General features: G+C 70.5%; 13 protein-coding genes. 5 read left to right on the top strand and 8 right to left on the bottom strand.

The window, feature by feature from the left end; all coding sequences use genetic code 11:
• The first annotated feature begins 73 nt into the window (after positions 1–73).
• The 3 genes from aspS to ACZ6TU_RS07265 all read left to right on the top strand — a co-directional run bounded on the left by aspS (position 74) and on the right by ACZ6TU_RS07265 (position 4,423).
• On the top strand, positions 74–1,837 hold the full coding sequence (gene aspS, locus ACZ6TU_RS07275; protein ID WP_467679228.1) for an aspartate--tRNA ligase: 1,764 nt from the start codon (positions 74–76) through the stop codon (positions 1,835–1,837).
• A 132-nt stretch (positions 1,838–1,969) separates the two neighbouring features.
• On the top strand, positions 1,970–2,920 hold the full coding sequence (locus ACZ6TU_RS07270) for an intradiol ring-cleavage dioxygenase (protein WP_467679226.1): 951 nt from the start codon (positions 1,970–1,972) through the stop codon (positions 2,918–2,920).
• A 159-nt stretch (positions 2,921–3,079) separates the two neighbouring features.
• The gene (locus ACZ6TU_RS07265) at positions 3,080–4,423 is read left to right on the top strand and encodes an MFS transporter (RefSeq protein ID WP_467679224.1); all 1,344 of its coding nucleotides are present in this window, start codon (positions 3,080–3,082) and stop codon (positions 4,421–4,423) included.
• A gap of 70 nt (positions 4,424–4,493) precedes the next feature.
• Here ACZ6TU_RS07265 and ACZ6TU_RS07260 read toward each other — a convergent pair whose 3' ends face one another.
• The 4 genes from ACZ6TU_RS07260 to ACZ6TU_RS07245 form a co-directional block, all read right to left on the bottom strand.
• The gene (locus tag ACZ6TU_RS07260; RefSeq protein WP_467679222.1) at positions 4,494–4,805 is read right to left on the bottom strand and encodes a hypothetical protein; all 312 of its coding nucleotides are present in this window, start codon (positions 4,803–4,805) and stop codon (positions 4,494–4,496) included.
• 142 nt (positions 4,806–4,947) lie between these two features.
• The gene (locus tag ACZ6TU_RS07255; protein ID WP_059417055.1) at positions 4,948–5,313 is read right to left on the bottom strand and encodes a PH domain-containing protein; all 366 of its coding nucleotides are present in this window, start codon (positions 5,311–5,313) and stop codon (positions 4,948–4,950) included.
• Positions 5,314–5,436: 123 nt separating this feature from the next.
• On the bottom strand, positions 5,437–7,053 hold the full coding sequence (gene metG, locus ACZ6TU_RS07250; RefSeq protein ID WP_467679220.1) for a methionine--tRNA ligase: 1,617 nt from the start codon (positions 7,051–7,053) through the stop codon (positions 5,437–5,439).
• A gap of 108 nt (positions 7,054–7,161) precedes the next feature.
• On the bottom strand, positions 7,162–9,030 hold the full coding sequence (locus ACZ6TU_RS07245; protein ID WP_469547249.1) for a VWA domain-containing protein: 1,869 nt from the start codon (positions 9,028–9,030) through the stop codon (positions 7,162–7,164).
• Between the two features lie 280 nt (positions 9,031–9,310).
• On the opposite strand from ACZ6TU_RS07245, the gene ACZ6TU_RS07240 reads away from it, so the two are divergent.
• Positions 9,311–11,389: a PhoX family protein gene (locus ACZ6TU_RS07240; protein ID WP_467679217.1), complete on the top strand. Its 2,079-nt coding sequence runs from the start codon at positions 9,311–9,313 to the stop codon at positions 11,387–11,389.
• A 48-nt stretch (positions 11,390–11,437) separates the two neighbouring features.
• On the opposite strand, the gene ACZ6TU_RS07235 is transcribed toward ACZ6TU_RS07240, so the two are convergent.
• Both ACZ6TU_RS07235 and ACZ6TU_RS07230 read right to left on the bottom strand, forming a co-directional pair.
• Positions 11,438–12,436 (bottom strand): endonuclease/exonuclease/phosphatase family protein, encoded by a 999-nt coding sequence (locus tag ACZ6TU_RS07235; RefSeq protein ID WP_469547247.1) that lies wholly within the window; start codon positions 12,434–12,436, stop codon positions 11,438–11,440.
• 43 nt (positions 12,437–12,479) lie between these two features.
• The gene (locus tag ACZ6TU_RS07230) at positions 12,480–13,298 is read right to left on the bottom strand and encodes an alpha/beta fold hydrolase (RefSeq protein ID WP_467679214.1); all 819 of its coding nucleotides are present in this window, start codon (positions 13,296–13,298) and stop codon (positions 12,480–12,482) included.
• Between the two features lie 79 nt (positions 13,299–13,377).
• Here ACZ6TU_RS07230 and ACZ6TU_RS07225 point away from each other — a divergent pair, with 79 nt between their 5' ends.
• Positions 13,378–14,724, top strand: coding sequence for an aminotransferase-like domain-containing protein (locus ACZ6TU_RS07225; RefSeq protein ID WP_469547244.1), 1,347 nt, complete (start codon positions 13,378–13,380; stop codon positions 14,722–14,724).
• Here the strand turns inward: ACZ6TU_RS07225 and ACZ6TU_RS07220 are convergent.
• Complete coding sequence (locus ACZ6TU_RS07220; RefSeq protein ID WP_467679211.1) at positions 14,621–15,589, bottom strand: hypothetical protein; 969 nt, start codon at positions 15,587–15,589, stop codon at positions 14,621–14,623. The genes ACZ6TU_RS07225 and ACZ6TU_RS07220 overlap by 104 nt on opposite strands.
• 93 nt (positions 15,590–15,682) lie before the next feature.
• Positions 15,683–16,123, bottom strand: a complete 441-nt coding sequence (locus ACZ6TU_RS07215; protein ID WP_467679209.1) for a hypothetical protein — start codon at positions 16,121–16,123, stop codon at positions 15,683–15,685.
• Between the last annotated feature and the right edge of the window lie 22 nt (positions 16,124–16,145).

The following is a 16,145-nucleotide window of genomic DNA, read 5'->3' as shown; positions in this document are numbered from 1 at the left end:
GCCCGAACGGTACGCTGGGGACCAGTTTCACGTGAAACACAGACCCCGATCAGCGAAGACTGGATGAACGACGATGCATCGGTACAGGTCCCACACCTGCGGCGAGCTCCGCTCCTCTGACGTCGGCAGCGACGTCCGGCTGAGTGGCTGGCTGCACAATCGGCGCGACCTGGGCGGCATCCTCTTCATCGATCTGCGCGACCACTACGGCATCACGCAGCTCGTGGCCCGTCCCGGCACCCCCGCCTACGAGGCTCTCGACAAGCTCTCCAAGGAGTCGACCGTCCGCGTCGACGGCAAGGTCGTCTCCCGGGGCGCCGAGAACATCAACCCCGAGCTGCCGACCGGTGAGGTCGAGGTCGAGGTAGGCGAGGTCGAGCTGCTCGGCGCGGCCGCCCCGCTGCCGTTCACGATCAACAGCGAGGACGGGGTCAACGAGGAGCGGCGCCTGGAGTACCGCTTCCTCGACCTGCGACGCGAGCGCATGCACCGCAACATCATGCTGCGCACGGCGGTCATCTCGGCCATCCGCCACAAGATGACGGCCCTCGGCTTCAACGAGATGGCGACGCCGATCCTGTCCGCGACCTCCCCCGAGGGCGCCCGCGACTTCGTCGTCCCGTCCCGCCTGCACCCGGGCAAGTTCTACGCCCTCCCCCAGGCGCCCCAGCAGTTCAAGCAGCTGCTGATGATCTCCGGGTTCGACCGCTACTTCCAGATCGCGCCCTGCTTCCGTGACGAGGACGCGCGTGCGGACCGGTCGCCGGGCGAGTTCTACCAGCTCGACGTCGAGATGAGCTTCGTCGAGCAGGAGGACGTCTTCCAGCCCGTCGAGAAGCTGATGACGGAGCTGTTCGAGGAGTTCGGCGGGGGCCGCCACGTCACTTCGCCGTTCCCGCGGATCCCGTTCCGCGAGGCGATGCTGAAGTACGGCTCCGACAAGCCCGACCTGCGCGCCAAGCTGGAGCTCGTCGACATCACCGACATCTTCGAGGGTTCGGAGTTCAAGGCCTTCGCAGGCAAGCACGTCCGCGCCCTGCCGGTGCCGGACGTCTCCGCGCAGCCCCGCAAGTTCTTCGACCAGCTCGGTGACTACGCCGTCTCGCAGGGCGCCAAGGGCCTGGCCTGGGTCCGCGTCGCCGAGGACGGCTCGCTCTCCGGCCCGATCGCGAAGTTCCTCACCGAGGAGAACGTCGCCGAGCTGACCAAGCGCCTGTCGCTGGCGGCCGGCCACGCGGTGTTCTTCGGCGCGGGCGAGTTCGACGAGGTCTCCAAGATCATGGGCGCGGTGCGGGTGGAAGCCGCCAAGCGCGCCGGGCACTTCGAGGAGAACGTCTTCCGCTTCTGCTGGATCGTCGACTTCCCGATGTACGAGAAGGACGAGGAGACCGGCGCGATCGACTTCTCGCACAACCCGTTCTCCATGCCGCAGGGTGGCCTGGAGGCCCTGGAGACCCAGGACCCGCTGGACGTCCTCGGCTGGCAGTACGACATCGTCTGCAACGGCGTCGAGCTGTCCTCCGGCGCGATCCGGAACCACGAGCCGGAGATCATGCTCAAGGCCTTCGAGATCGCCGGGTACGACCGGGAGACCGTCGAGGAGAAGTTCGCCGGCATGCTGCGCGCCTTCCGTTTCGGCGCCCCGCCGCACGGCGGTATCGCCCCGGGCGTCGACCGCATCGTGATGCTGCTCGCCGACGAGCCCAACATCCGCGAGACCATCGCCTTCCCGCTCAACGGCAACGCCCAGGACCTGATGATGGGCGCGCCGACGGAGCTGGAGGAGGCGCGGCTGAAGGAGCTGCACCTGTCGGTGCGCAAGCCGCAGCCGAAGTAGGCCTTCGGAGAAGTCACAGGTGACTGTGGGTGGCTCGGAACCGGCGTCGGTTCCGAGCCACTTTCGTACCCAGGGCTCTTACTCAGCTCTCACCCAGGCTCCTGACAGACGGGCTCCCTAGCTTCCCTTCCCATGACGGGACAGGAAACGGCCCAAGGGCCGAAACACAAAAGGGATCTGACACGACGCAAGGTCGTCGCCGCGGGCGCCGGAGCGGTGGTGGCGGCGGGTGTCGGCGGTACGTTCGCGGCGGGCGCGTTCGCCGGGGAGGAGACGCGAGCCGCCAAGGGGGCGGCCGCCGGGGGCTCCGGCGAGGTCTGTTACAAGCTGACCTCTGAGACCACCGAGGGCCCCTACTACATCGACGCGGACAAGCTCCGCCGGGACGTCACCGAGGACCAGGAGGGCATACCGCTCACCCTGCGCCTCAAGGTGATCGACTCCGAGAGCTGCAAGCCCCTCGTGAACGCCGCCGTGGACATCTGGCACTGCAACGCGCTGGGTGTGTACTCGGGGTACGAGGCGATGGGCAGCGGCGGGGGCGGAGGCGGCGGGGGAGGTACGCCGCCCTCGGGGACGCCGACCGGGGCGCCCACGAGTGCGCCCCCGGACGGTGGCGGTGCGGGACATCAGGAGCCCACCGACGACGAGCGCTATCTGCGCGGCACCTGGCGGACGGACAAGCGGGGGTTCGTCGAGTTCCGTACGGTCTTCCCCGGCTGGTACCAGGGCCGCTGCGTGCACATCCACACCAAGGTGCATGTGAACGGCACCTGGACCGACGCCGGTTACGAGGGCGGCACGACCTGCCACACCGGTCAGCTCTTCTTCGACGAGGAGTCCGTGCTGGCGTCCGCCGAGGTCGAGCCGTACTCCACCAACACCGCGACCCGCACCACCCTCGATGAGGACACCATCTACCCGGGCAACGGCACGGAGGGCGGGCTGCTGAAGCTCCAGTACAGGAAGAACGCCATCGCCAAGGGTGTCGTAGCCACCCTCACCATGGGCGTCGAGCCCGAGGCGACGCACGACGGCACGGAGGACTCGGTCCAGCCGGGGGCGTCGGCGTCCGCGAGCTGACGGACGTGTGTGGGGCGGACGTGTGCGGCCGTCCGCCCCGCATTCACATACATGTACTTCTGCTCAACCCGTTGACCCGGAAGGTGGGCCTCCATAAAGTCCCTTCGACAACGCGTACGTGACTGCTGTTCACGTATGTGCACATCGAGGGAGACAACGATGTCAGACGCCGCAACAGCCATACCCGAGGCAGAGCAGCGTGCGGTCGGCAAGTTCCTGCGCCGCATGCTGCCGATCCTGGTCCTGATGCTGCTGGTCAACCAGATGGACCGGACGAACGTGGGCTTCGTCCAGAACGAACTGCGGGCCGATGTCGGCGTGAGCGCCACCGCGTACGGGCTCGGCGCGGGCCTGTTCTTCATCGGGTACGCCCTGTTCGAGGTGCCGAGCAACATGCTCCTGGAGCGGTTGGGGGCCCGGGTCTGGCTGACCCGGATCATGATCACCTGGGGGGCGGTGATCGTGGCGATGTGCTTCATCCACAACGTGTGGATGTTCTACTCCCTGCGCTTCCTGCTCGGTGTCGCGGAGGCCGGCTTCTTCCCCGGTGTGCTGCTCTACTTCACCCAGTGGCTGCCGGACTCCAGCCGGGGCCGGGCCAGTGCGATCTTCCTGGGCGGTTCGGCCACGGCGTACATCGTCACCGGCCCGATCACCGGCGCGCTGCTGGAACTGCACGGCGCGGGCGGTATCGACGGCTGGCGGTGGATGTTCGCCCTGGAGGGCGCCTTCTCGATCCTGGTCGGCTTCATCGCCGGGTTCTTCCTCGTCTCCCGGATCCAGGACGCGAAGTGGCTGACGCAGGAGGAGAAGGACGCACTGAGCGAGGCGGTGGCGCGGGACAAGGAGACGCGTGACCGTGCGCCGTCGGTGTCGCGGATGAAGCTGATCTTCCACCCCCAGGTCGCCGTCCTGACCGCGGTCTTCTTCGCGATGGCGCTCACCGGATACGCGATCACGTTCTGGCTGCCGAGCCTGGTGGAGGAGATCGGCGGACTGTCCTCCTTCCAGATCGGGCTGCTGTCGGCGATCCCCTGGATCTGCGCGGTGATCGCGATGTACACGATGGCCCACTTCACCGACCGGGCCCCGGACCGTCGCCCCTACCTGGCGATCGCCCTGGTCCTGTCCGCGATCGGCACGTTTCTCGCCACGCTCGGTTCGCCCTGGTTCGGCCTGGCCGCCCTCACCCTCGCCGCGGTCGGCGGCAAGTGCGCGGCCACCCTGTTCTGGCCGATGGCCCAGTCGGGCCTCGACCTGAAGATCGCCGCGCCGGGTCTCGCCCTGGTCAACTCCATCGGAAACCTGGGTGGTTTCGTCTCCCCCACCCTGTTCGGCTACCTGAAGGACACGACGGGCAGCACGAACGGGGGGCTGTACACGCTGTCGGCGGCGTCGATCCTGGCGGTTCTCGGGGTGGCGTTCGTACGGCACACCAACCGGGGGCCGGGGGCGGGCGCCGGTGCTCTCACGGGGGCGACGGGGAAGGCGGCTGTGCGGTAGGCGCGCCGAGCCGACGCTGGGCTGGGGGCCGCTCCTTGTTGTGGGGCGGGCCCCAGCCTTCAGGGGTTGATCACTCCTCGGCGAACAGGTCCTCCACCGTGGTGGCCGTCAGGGAGCGGTCGAACCAGAGGATGAGGGTGTCGAGGTCGGTGCAGGAGGTGATGCGGTCGCGAGTGGCCTCTGGGACGGGGATCCCGCGCTTCTCCAGCACGCTCAGGATGGACTCGGCTTTGGCTTCAGCTTTGAGCGTTCCCCTGCCCGGAAAGTATGTGGCGACCATCTTCTCCAGCTCTCTCCATGTCTCCCGGACCGGAGTGTCCTCCAGCCCGACTTCAAGCCATTCGCACCAGTACTTCGCTGTTGCCTTGCCGAACGACCGCATGCCGCGGGCCACCATGCCCAGTACGGCGGGGGCGTCTTTGCTGTGGCTATGCACACAGGAAGCCGTCGCCCTCGGACGGCTCGACTCTGAGCACCGTGTCCACACGGCGTTCCAGCGGCTTGATCTCCGTGGCGGAGTGCTGCTACCTCGCGACGAACTGGGTCAGGATCGCCTGGACCTCGTAGATGTCGACGCCCTTGGTGAAGGTCTTCTCGATGGGGGTCGGGGTACCGGAGATCCAGATCTTCAGTTCGGCGTCGAGGTCGAAGGTGCCGGCCGTTTCCACCGCGAAGTGGGTGATGCTGCGGTAGGGGACGGAGTGGTATTCCACCTTCTTGCCGGTGATGCCCTGCTTGTCGATCAGGATCAGGCGGCGGTCGGTGAAGAGGATGGTGTCGCGGATGAGGAGGAACGCGGCGTGGACCTGCTCGCCGTGGCCGAGGAGGCGGGCGTAGTCCTGCTGGGCCGATGCCGGGTCGACGGTGTGTGCGTTGCCGAACAGTGCCATTGGAGCCCCCGGTGTGTGGTGGCGGCCGGGTGGCCGCTCTCACGCGATCGTCGCAAAGCCCGGGGCCCGGGAGAAGGTTCTCGTTCTCCCGGGCCCCGTGCTGTAGCGAGCGTGTTACGCCTGTTACGCCGTCGGCTTCTCCTCCAGGCGCGGGAAGAGGACCGCGCCCTTGGTGACCGTCGTGCCGGCCGGGAGCCGGCCCCACTCGCCGGCCTCGCCGATCTTCTGGTCCGCGAGGGCGCCGAGGGAGGCACCCGCGCCGAGCGAGTCCCAGAGCTTCTGGGAGGTCTCCGGCATGACCGGGTTGAGGAGGACCGCGACGGCGCGGAGGGACTCCGCGGCCGTGTAGAGGATCGTGGCCAGGCGGGCCTTGCCCTCGTCGGACGTGTCCTTCGCGACCTTCCAGGGCTCCTGCTCGGTGATGTAGCCGTTGACCTGCTTGACGAAGTCGAAGATCGCCAGGATGCCGCCCTGGAAGTCCAGGTCCTCGCCGATCCGGCGGTCCGCCTCCGTGACCGCCTTCGCCAGGCCCTCGTGGATCGCCTTCTCCGCCTCGCCGGCCGCCGTGGCCTCCGGCAGCGTGCCGCCGAAGTACTTGCCGACCATCGCCGCGACGCGGGACGCCAGGTTGCCGTAGTCGTTCGCCAGCTCGCTGGTGTAGCGGGCCGAGAAGTCCTCCCATGAGAAGGAGCCGTCCTGGCCGAAGGCGATCGCCCGCAGGAAGTACCAGCGGTACGCGTCCACGCCGAAGTGCGAGGTCAGGTCCTGCGGCTTGATGCCGGTCAGGTTCGACTTCGACATCTTCTCGCCGCCGACCATCAGCCAGCCGTTGGCCGCGATCCTGCCGGGCAGCGGGAGGCCCTGCGCCATCAGCATCGCCGGCCAGATCACCGCGTGGAAGCGGAGGATGTCCTTGCCGACCAGGTGGACGTCGGCCGGGAAGGTCTCCTCGAACTTGGCCTGGTTCTCGTTGTAGCCGACCGCCGTGGCGTAGTTCAGCAGTGCGTCGACCCACACGTAGATCACGTGCTTGTCGTCCCACGGGATCGGGATGCCCCAGTCGAACGTGGAACGGGAGATGGAGAGGTCCTGGAGGCCCTGCCGTACGAAGTTCACGACCTCGTTGCGCGCGGACTCGGGCTGGATGAAGCCGGGGTTCGCCTCGTAGTGGGCGAGGAGCTTCTCGCCGTACTCGCTCAGCTTGAAGAAGTAGTTCTCCTCGCTGAGGCTCTCCACGGGCTTCTTGTGGATCGGGCAGAGCTTCTGGCCCGCGTACTCGCCCTCGCCGTCGAGGAGCTCGCCGGGGAGCTTGTACTCCTCACAGCCGACACAGTACGGGCCCTCGTAGCCGCCCTTGTAGATCTCGCCCTTGTCGTACAGGTCCTGGACGAACTCCTGGACGCGGTCCGTGTGCCGCTTCTGCGTGGTGCGGATGAAGTCGTCGTTCGCGATCTCCAGGTGCTCCCAGAGGGGCTTCCACGCTTCGGTGACGAGCTTGTCGGCCCACGCCTGGGGAGTGACCCCGTTGGCTTCGGCCGTGCGCATGATCTTTTGACCGTGCTCGTCCGTGCCGGTGAGGTACCACACCTTCTCGCCGCGCTGACGGTGCCAGCGGGTGAGCACGTCGCCTGCGACGGTCGTATAGGCGTGGCCCAGGTGAGGAGCGTCGTTGACGTAGTAAATGGGGGTCGAGACGTAGTACGCCTTCGCCCCCTGCTTCTCGGATCCAGTGGCCGCCATGGTCGAAATCCTACTGGCCTCGTGGAGATCGACTCACACGCGTTTCGGGGGGCGGACGTGGACAGGGGCTCTGTCCACGGCCACCCCCCGAGGGGTTACGGGCGGGTTCTACGGGCGCCAGTTCGCCAGTACGCCCTCGTAGAGCTCCTTGTCCGTGAGCTCGCGGGGGGTTTCGCCGGCGAGGAAGTGGGACGTGTTGGGGGTCTTGAGCTTGCGGAGGTAGTCGAAGGCCTTGTTCTCCGGGTCGCCGAAGGCGACGAAGGAGAAGAAGACGGCGGGGTGGGTCTTGGCGGCCTCGGTGAGGGACTGGGTGGCGGGGGTCTTGGCGTCGGGGGCGCCGTCCGTCTGGAAGATCACCAGGGCCGGGGTGTCGGGGGTCGCTTCCTTGCCGTGGTGGGCGAGGACCGCTTCGACGGCCGCGTGGTAGCTGGTGCGGCCCATGCGGCCGAGGCCGGCGTGCAGGTCGTCGATCTTGTTCTCGTGGCCGGTGAGGGTGATCTCGCCGGTGCCGTCGAGTTCGGTGGAGAAGAAGAAGACCGGGACGGTGGCCTCGGGGTCGAGGTGGGCGGCGAGGGCGAGGGTTTGTTCGGCGAGCGCCTGTGCGGAGCCGTCCTTGTAGTACGGGCGCATGGAGGCGGAACGGTCGAGGACGAGGTAGACCTTGGCCCGGGTGCCGGTGAGGTTGTGCTGCTTGAGGGCGGTGGTGGCGGCCTTGTAGGCGGTGGTGAGGCTGGGGGCGTGGGTCTTGATGCGGGTGAGGGGGACGGCGGGGGTGGTGGCGTCCGGCTCGGCCTCGCCTTCGGCTTCGGCCGTGTCGTTCCCACCCGCACCACCCGTGCCGCTTTCGTCGTCGGGTGCGGGTGGCCCCTGCGGGGCGGACTCGCCGTCGGCGGCCGCAGGAGCGTCCACGGCCTCGGCCGTCGGCTCCGCCTTGGCTGCGGGCTCTGGGTCGGCCGTCGCGACTGCCTCGGTTGTCGGCTCCGCCTCCGCTGTCGGTTTGCCGTCGGCGGTTGCCTCGGGCTCGGCGTCGGGCGTCGCCTTGGGGGCGGCCTCGGGCTCTGGCGTCGACTTGGGTGCTGCCGTCGGCTCGGATTCGGCGGTGGGTTCGGCTTCTGCCGTCGGCTCGGCCTCGGCCGTCGGCTCCGCCTCGGACTTCGGGACTGCGGGCGTTTCGGACTGGGGCGCGGGCTCGGGTTCCGGCTTCGGGTCGAGGGCTGACGGCTGCTGCGGTGCGTCGGCCTCGGCCGCGGGCTCGGACTCCGTCGCTGCGGAGGGTTCGGCCTGTGCCTCGCCCTCCGGGCTGTCCTCGGGCTTCTCCGGTGCCGCGGGCTCAGGGGCCGACGACGACTCGGGTTCCTCGGGCACCGGGGCCTCGGCGACGGTCGGCTTCTCCGCCGGGGTCGCCTCCTTCTCCGCCCTGACCTCTTCCGACGCCGTCGGCTCATCGGTGACCGGCTTCTCCGCCGGAGTCGCCTCCGTCGGCTCTTCGGTGGCCGTCGGCTTGTCCACCGCCGACTCCGACTCCGCCTCCGCGTCCGCCTCCGGCGCCACCGCCGCAGGCTTCTCCGCGACCGTCGGCTCCTCCACAACCTGCGGCTTCTCCGCCGCCGGCTCCTCGACGGCCGCAGGCTCCTCTGCGGCCCCCGGCTCCTCCTCGACCGCCGGCTTCTCCGCAGCCGTCGGCTCACCCTCCGCAGATCGCGTCGGCCTGGGCACCGTCACGTTGTCGAAGATCAGCGACACGAGGTCGTGCTCGCCGCGGGGGTCCGGGACGCCGGCCGCCGGGCCGGGGGCCGGTTCCGGGGAGGGGGACGGGACCTTCGGGTCCGCCGCGGCGGGCGTGGCGGACTGGGACGTCGGTGATTCCTGGGAAGGCGTTTCCCCCGTCGTCGTGGTCTGCGCCGCACCCTCCGCCTCGGCGGTCCGTGACTTGCGTGACCGTCCGAACGCGTTCCGCAAGAGAGTGAGAATGCCCATGTGCGCGCAACCCTTCGCGTGAGTTGAAGCCCGTCAATCCCTGGCCAGGACGGACACGTAAGGTTAGCGGCCCTCCTGGGTGATCTTGGGCAGGGTCGGGTGTGCGAGGTACAGGCTGTCAAGAGGGACATCCGGCCTGCGAAGGTGTCGCCGTGCTGAATCGCCGTAACTGCCGTAAGGCTGCCGCAGGTTCACCCCCTGTTCACCCTGACGCCCGGCTGCCGCACATATGTGCCCCTACGGTCACGCTGACACCAAGGGCATCCAAGGAGAGAGCAAAGTGCGCAAGCTGCTGCCGTTGATCGGAACGCCGTCCGGATCGCACCCCGGCGGCCGGTCCGCCCTGACCTGTCGTTTCCGGTGTGGTGACGCCTGCTTCCACGAGGTGCCCAACACCAGCTCCAACGAGTACGTCGGCGATGTGATCGCCGGTGCGCTCAGTCGGCGGTCGATGATGCGGGCCGCGGCAGTGGTGACCGTGGCCGCCGCGGGCGCGGGAGCGGTGGGTGTCGCGCAGGCTCCGCAGGCCGACGCCGCTCCGGCCGGCACCGCCGCCGAGGCCGCTCGGCGTAAACACAAGGGCGCGCGCGGGCTGCGCTTCGCGCCCGTCGCGCCCAACACCACGGACGCCGTGACCGTGCCGGAGGGGTACCGGCAGAACGTCGTCATCCGCTGGGGCGAGCCCATCCTGCGCGGTGCGCCCGCCTTCGACCCGGAGAAGCAGACCGCCAAGGCGCAGGCCGGGCAGTTCGGGTACAACTGTGACTTTCTCGCGCTGCTTCCGCTGCCGGGTGAGCGTGGCCGGCAGCTGCTCGTCGCCAATCATGAGTACACCGACGAGGTGCTCATGTTCCGGGGGTACGACGCCGACAATCCGACCCGGGAGCAGGCTGAGATCGCCTGGGCCGCGCACGGGCTGTCCGCCGTTGTCGTGGAGGGGGACCGGAAGACCGGGAAGCTCACCGCCGTTCCGCGGCATCAGCTCAACCGGCGCGTCACCGCCACCACCGAGTTCCGGCTCACCGGGCCCGTCGCCGGGTCCGAGCTCGTGAAGACCTCCGCCGACCCGAGCGGCACCAAGGTGCTCGGCACCCTCAACAACTGCTCGGGCGGTGTCACCCCGTGGGGCACGACTCTGCACGGTGAGGAGAACTTCAACCAGTACTTCGCCAACAGCGGCCGGGCGACCGACAAGCGGTACGGCATCGGGACCGGGGCCAGTGAGCGGAAGTGGGAACGGTTCGACAAGCGGTTCGACGTCGCGCAGGAGCCGAACGAGGTGCACCGGTTCGGGTATGTCGTGGAGTTCGATCCGTACGACCCCGGCTCCACGCCCCGCAAGCACACCGCCCTCGGGCGGTTCAAGCACGAGGCCGCGAACATCAGGATGACGGCGGACGGGCGACCCGTCGTGTACACCGGTGACGACGAGCGGTTCGACTACTTCTACAAGTTCGTCGGCAGCAAGCGGATGCGGCACGGCAGCAGCAGGGCCGTGCGCGAGCACAACCTCTCCCTTCTCGACGAGGGGACGCTGTACGTCGCCAAGCTGACCGGGGACTCCCCCGCCATCGAGATCGACGGCACGGGCAAGCTGCCGGACGACGGTGAGTTCGACGGGAGCGGCGAGTGGATCCCGCTGGCCACCGCGACCGCCGAGGGAGCCGTCTCGCACGTGGACGGGATGAGCGCCGAGGAGGTGTTCGTCTTCACGCGTATCGCCGGTGACAAGGTGGGTGCGACCAAGATGGACCGGCCCGAGGACATCGAGCCCAACCCCGTCACCGGCAAGGTGTACGTCGCCCTGACGAACAACTCCAACCGTGGTGTCGGCTCCAACGCCAAGGCGGACGAGGCCAATCCGCGTAACGCCAACAAGCACGGGCACGTGCTGGAGCTCACCGAGCGCTGGAACCGGCCCGAGAGCACCAGGTTCGCCTGGTCGCTGTTCCTCGTCGCCGGTGACCCGGACGACCCGGCGACCTACTTCGCCGGGTTCCCGAAGGACGGCGTCAGCCCGATCTCCTGCCCGGACAACGTGGCCTTCGACCCCTACGGCAACCTGTGGATCTCCACCGACGGCGCCCAGCTCGGCTCGCACGACGGCCTGTTCGGCGTGGCGACCCGGGGGGAGCGGCGCGGTGAGCTGAAGCAGTTCCTGACCGTGCCGAAGGGGGCCGAGACCTGCGGTCCGATCATCCAGGACCGGCGCGTCCTGGTCGCTGTGCAGCACCCGGGCGAGATCGACGGCGCGTCCGTGGAGAAGCCGGCCAGCACCTGGCCCGACGGACCCGGTAAGTACGTCCGGCCGGCCGTCGTGGCCGTGTGGCGTGCGGACGGTTGCGACATCGGCGTCTGAGCGGAGAGTGGCCAAGGGGGGGCGCCTGTCGGCGTCCCCCGTCCGCTCTCACCGATGTGAGTGCAGCGTCAGGTCCGTCACCATCGCCCGGTGGTCCGTGTCGGCCAGGTCCAGGAAGCGCGTGCGGTCGGCCGCGAAGTCCTTCGACACCAGTACGTGGTCGATCTGCGCGCCGAACGTCGGCGCGGTCCGGGCCGGCCAGGTGGCCGTGCGGTCGGCGTCGTCCAGGCGGGCGGCGTCGGTCAGGCCCGTGTCGAGGATGCGGCGGAAGGCGGCGTGGTCCTGGGAGGCGTTGAAGTCGCCGGCCAGGACCAGGGGGGTGCCGGTGTCGGCGGCGGCCGCGTCGCGCAGGGCGCCCAGCTCCGTGCGCCAGAGGTCCAGCTGGCCGGGCAGCGGGGGCATGGGGTGGGCGAGCTGGAGCCGTACGGGATGCCCGTCGACGTCGGCGATCGCTCCGGGCATGCCCATGGTGCCGGGGACACCGTCGGTGGGCCGCAGCGGGAAGCGGCTGAGGATGACGGACCCCTCGGAGCCGCCGCCCTCGACGGCCCGGCGGTGCGGGTAGTCCTGTGAGAGGTCGTCCTTCAGCCGCGCGTCACACTCGTATTCGCATTCCTGTACGAAGACGATGTCCGGTTTCTCGCGGCGTACGGCGGCGACCAGGGGCCCGGTGCCCTGCCCGAACTCGACGTTCGAGGTCAGCACGCGCAGGTCGGCGACCGGGCGGCCGACGGGGTCGCCGACCTTGCCGTACGGCTCGATGAACCAGGCCAGCAGGCCGAGCAGGACCACTCCCCAGACCGCCCCGAGCCACCACCGGGACAGCAGGGTGAGCAGCAGCGCCAGGCCGGTGGGTGCGAGCAGCCAGGGGAGGAAGGCGAGGACCTGCGGGACGGGCGTGAAGCCGTCGCTGCCGGCGGTCCGGAAGCCGACGACCACGCTGACCGCGGCGAACAGCAGGGCGGCGCACCAGGCGCCGGGCCGCCGTCCGGGCGGACGGTGTTCCGGTCCGTCGGTGGCGGTCCACTCGGCAGCGGCGGTGTCCAAGGCCCGGCCTTCCGTTCGCGGGGTGGGATGCCCGAATCCTCCCTCAAAGACGGGGTGGGGTGGTGGAAGGTTGCCGTGCATCGACGCGGTCCAGGAATTCCCCCAGCGCCCTGTCGAACTCCTCGGGGCGTTCGAGGTTCGGCATGTGGGCCGTGCCCTCGATCACGTGCAGGGCCGAGTCCGGGAGGGCCGCGTGCATGGCCCGGGCGTCGGATACGGGGGTGTAGGTGTCGTCGGCTCCGACGACGACCAGGGCCGGGACGGATACGCGGGTCAGCAGGGCGGCGTAGTCGGGGCGGCGGGCGCGGGATCGCAGGGCCGCGGCGGCGCCCTCGGGGGAGGTGGCCGTCATCATGCGGTGGACGTGGGTCTTGACCTCGGCGGGGGCGTACGGGGCGACCATCCGCTCCAGGACCTCGTCGGCGTAGCCGCGCATGCCCTCCCGCAGGAGGCGGTCCGCCATGGCGTCGCGGGTGCGGACGCCCTCCGGGGTCTCGGCCGCCGGGAAGGTGTCCGCGAGGACCAGGCCGCGGACGCGGCCGGGGAACAGGCGGTAGCAGTCCATCGCGATCTGGCCGCCCATGGACAGGCCGGCGAGAACGAAGGACTCCACTCCCAGCTCGTCGAGCAGGGCCTCGATGTCCCGGGCGAACTGCGAGAAGTCCGTGAGAGCCGGGGTGGTCGGAGAGGCGCCGTAGCCGCGCAGGTCGGGGGCGATGACGCGGCGGGCCGCCGAGAACGTGCCGAGCTGCGGGGACCACATCGTGCGGTCGAAGGGGTGGCCGTGGACGAGGACCAGGGGGACAAGGGGCTGCCGGGAGGTTACGGGGCCTTTGTCCTCGTATGCGAGGAAGGGTGCCATGTGTCGACCCTAGGCCGCTCCAACTACTCGGTGCAATAAGATCTTTGCTCTCGGTGCAATCCAAGGGGGAGGCCGACTGATGGGTGACTACCGCCGCATCGCCGACAGGATCGCCGACGACATCGCCAGCGGGCGGCTGAAGCCCGGCCAACGGCTGCCGCCGCAGCGGGTGTTCGCCCGGCGCCGGGGGATCGCCTCGTCGACGGCCGGGCGGGTGTACGGCGAACTGGTACGGCGCGGGCTGGTCATCGGGGAGGTCGGGCGCGGCTCCTTCGTACGGGCCACTCCGGACGGGCCGACGGGGCAGGCGCTCGCCGAGCCCGGCCCGTCCGACGCCCCCGTCAACCTGGAGCTCAACTACCCCAGCGCGCCCGGCCAGCCGGAGCTCCTCGCCCCGGTTCTCGCGCCGCTGCTGCGTCCCGACGTGCTGGCCGAGGCGCTGCTGCCGGCGGCCGCCACCGGTACGGAGCCCGCCCGGGAGGCCGCGGCCACTCTCCTCGCCACCCCCGGCTGGCGTCCCGACCCGGACCGGCTGCTGTTCACCGGCAACGCGCGGCAGGCCATCGCCGCCGTGCTGGCCTCCCTGGTCCGGCCGGGCGGCCGGGTCGGCGTGGAGCAGCTGACGTATCCGCTGGTCAAGGAGATCGCGGCGCGGCTGGGCATCACCCTGGTGCCGCTGGCCGGTGACGCGGCCGGGCTGCTCCCGGAGGCCGTCGCCGCCGCGCACCGTACGGCACCGCTGTCCGCCCTGTACGTGCAGCCGACGCTGCACAACCCGACGTCCCTGACGACGACTCGCCCTCGATTGCTGCAACTCGCCCAGCTGGTCCACGACCTGAACCTCCCGGTGGTGGAGGACCGCATCTGGTCCTTCCTGCACGAGCCGGGTGATCCGCTCGCCGCTCACGCCCCCGCCCTCACCCACGTCGCCGACAGTCTCTCCAAGCGGGTCGCCCCGGGGCTCACCGTCGGTTTCCTCGTCGTGCCGCCGCACCGGGTCGGGGCCGTGGCCGGTGCCGTGCGGTCGGGCGGGTGGAGTGCGGGGCGGTTCGCGCTGGAGGCGGCCGTGCGGTGGGCCGGGGAGGGGACCGTGGCGCGGCTGGTGGCGGCCAAGCGGGCGGACGCGGCGCGCAGGCAGAAGATCCTCGCCGAGGAGCTCGCGGGCTTCGCCGTACGGTCCGATCCGCACGCCTACTTCGCCTGGTGGGAGCTGCCCGCCCCGTGGCGCGCGGACACCTTCACGGGGGCCGCCGCCGCGCACGGCATCGCCATCACGCCCGGCCCCGCCTTCGCCGTCGCCCCCGGCCACACGCCCGACGCCGTCAGGGTCGGGCTCGGGTCGGTTCCGGAGCCGGATCTGCGCCGGGCGCTGCGGACGCTCGCGCACGTCGCCGCGCGGCGAGCCGGGGACCGTACCGGCCCGTGAGCCACGAGCCGAGCGCCACGCTCAGGCCGAAGGCGAGCAGCAGCCAGGACACCGTCGACAGGGTGGCCGTCAGGGCGTCGTAGACCGCGCCGGCGGCCGGGCGGTGGAGCGCGTCGGGCAGGTCGGCGAGGGTGAGGCGGCGGCCGATCGCGACGGCCAGGACGAGCAGCCCGCCGCCCAGCGCCGTGCCGAGGCCGAGCGCCGTGACCGCGCGGCGGCGGCACGCGGCGAGCGCGGTCCCGGCCACGGCGCACACGGCGGCGGCGAGCGGCAGCCAGAAGGCGGCGGTGTCCAGCACGTGGTACCCCTTGCGCAGCCGGTCCACGTCTTCGGCCGGGAGCACCGGGACACGGGCGTGCAGGACCGGGATGCGGTGGGCGAACGGCACGTGGTCGTCGGTGAGTTGGCGTTTGACCCGGGCGACGACCGGCGCGAGGTCGACGCTGACCCCGGCGGCGCGCGTGCCGTCGTCGCGCAGGGCGCGCAGCACGGCGTCGTGGACGGCCTGGTTCGCCGCGTCCCACCCGGTGCGGAACGCCTCGGTCCGGGTGAACGAGCGCACCGCGTCGTGCACGAAGGGCCCGACCGCGCCGCGCAGCGGGCCGGTGTCGAGCTCGTGCCCGGCCTCCCGCATGATGCCGTCCCCGACGGCGTCCGCGACCGCGCGCTGCACGTCCGGGTCGGCGGCGAGCGGCGCCATCGTACGGACGTAGCGGCCGGTGTCGGTCAGCCCGTGCGCCGCCCAGGAGGCGAGCGTCCCGAACGGCACGAGCAGGCACGCGAGGGTCAGCAGAACGGCCGACAGGGCGTTCCGCGGTCGTAGGGGCGCCTGCTCGGGTACGGGCGCCCGGTCGCGGTCGGACACCCTTCCAGGCAAGGCGCCGGGGGCCCGGCCCGCGACCGGGGTGACTCCGTTCGGCCCCCGATGCCGGGCCGAACGTGTCGTACTGGTAGTGAGTCAGTCGACGCGCCGGCCGGAGGCGTCCTCGTGTGTGTAGTAGCGGTAGAACAGCGTCACGAGGACGCCCGCCCCGACCGCCACCCCCAGCCCGGTGGAGCGCAGCACGGACTCGCCGGTCTGGCTGTAGAGGAAGCCGATCGCGCAGCCGGTGAAGGCGAACCAGAGCAGCGCGTGCAGTTCGCGCCGCAGCCGCGGGGCCACTTCCCGCACGGCGACGAACAGCACGGCGAAGACGAGAGCCGTGAGGAAGCCGAACAGCAGGTTCCAGCCCGTGATGGGCCCGGCGTCGCGCCGGTTGGCCGCGGCCCAGTAGCCGTAGACGAGCCCGAGGACGACGGGTAGCGCGATCTTCGCCATCGCGTGGGTGCGCGGGCTGAAGACGTCGGGTGTACGGCGTCGCGTGGTCACCTTGCGTGAGGCGGGTGCCGCATGAGCCATGAGAGCTCTCCTCTCTCCCTGC

It is taken from the genome of Streptomyces sp. NPDC052064 (assembly GCF_055585925.1).
Note: the sequence above shows the minus strand (reverse complement) of the source record. Positions and strands in the feature narration are given on the sequence as shown.